The sequence below is a fragment of the Peterkaempfera griseoplana genome (assembly GCF_001418575.1).
In the GTDB taxonomy this organism is placed as follows: domain Bacteria; phylum Actinomycetota; class Actinomycetes; order Streptomycetales; family Streptomycetaceae; genus Peterkaempfera; species Peterkaempfera griseoplana.
Genome location: NZ_LIQR01000758.1, coordinates 1 through 1,067 on the forward strand (window position 1 = coordinate 1; position 1,067 = coordinate 1,067).

Here is a 1,067-nt window from a genome sequence, read left to right on the forward strand (position 1 = left end):
GCGGCCGCGGCCGCCGCCGGGTCGGCGCCCGGCGGCACCTCCAGCCGCTGTATCTCGTCGGCGGGCGGGAACAGCTGGTCGGGATCGCTCGGGGCGTCCTCCGGTACGGCGAGCACCGCCCGGTCACGGGTGAGCAGCAGGGCTGCCCCGTCCGGTTCGACACCCGTCAGGTACCGCACGTTCGCCGGGCGGGTCACCAGCGCGGCGTCGGCGGCCAGGGCCCCGCACCGCTCCCGGAGGCGTTCACGGCGGGCTGCGTGCACATCGGCCATGCTCGCAGCGTACGTGCGTTCGGCCGAACCGTCCTGTTGTGCGAGCCGGGTTGCCGGTCGGGGTTCGCGTCCGGGTGGGCGTCCGGGTTGCGAGTCGCCGCGGCGGGTCCTGCGGGCTACCGCGGCGGGTGGCCGGCGAGCCGGGCCGCGATCACCCGGTCGAGCTCCGCGGCGGTGGCGGACACGTCCAGCCGGCTGTTGTCGATGATGGGCAGCCCCGAGTTGTACCAGCCGGCCATCCTGCCGTGGATACGGGCCACCTCCTCGTCGGCGAGCCTGCGGGTGCCGCTGCGCCGGGCGTTGCGGGCCAGCACCGACTCCAGACCCGGGAGCAGCACCACCGGGATCATCCCCGGGCCGATGTGGCGCTTCCAGCCGCCCAGGCCGATGGCCGGGCGGTCGGGGAAGACCGCGTCGTCGATGATGCAGGAGATGCCGTTGGCCAGGTAGTTGCGGCAGGCGAAGCCGCAGGTGCGGCGGGCCAGCCGGTACTGCGCCTCGGAGTTGTCGTTCCAGCCGGACTGCGGGTTGGCGAAGCCCGACCGTACCCACTCGCGTACGTCGTCCAGGCTGATGTGCGCGGTGGGGATGGTGCGCAGCTCGGCCCAGTGCCGGGCGACCGTGGTCTTGCCCGCGCCCGCCGGGCCGATCAGCAGCACCGCCAGCGGGCCGGGGGGCGTCTGCGGATGCTGCCGCCCGGCCGGCCCGGGGAGCTGGGCGCGGGCCCCCGGCGGCAAGGGGAAGTGTCCGGTGGCCCCCGGCGGCGCGGCGGCGTGCGGGGGCGGCGGCTGGAAC

At 76.1% G+C, this 1,067-nt stretch carries 2 protein-coding genes; both read right to left on the reverse strand.

Annotated elements, in window-relative coordinates; genetic code table 11:
* Window positions 1-272 (reverse strand): aminopeptidase P family N-terminal domain-containing protein (locus AOK09_RS36460; protein WP_175609393.1); only part of this gene is annotated, 272 nt, incomplete at its 3' end.
* Between the two features lie 116 nt (window positions 273-388).
* The coding region (locus AOK09_RS36465) for an AAA family ATPase (protein WP_055591454.1) at window positions 389-1,067 on the reverse strand (679 nt) is incomplete at its 5' end.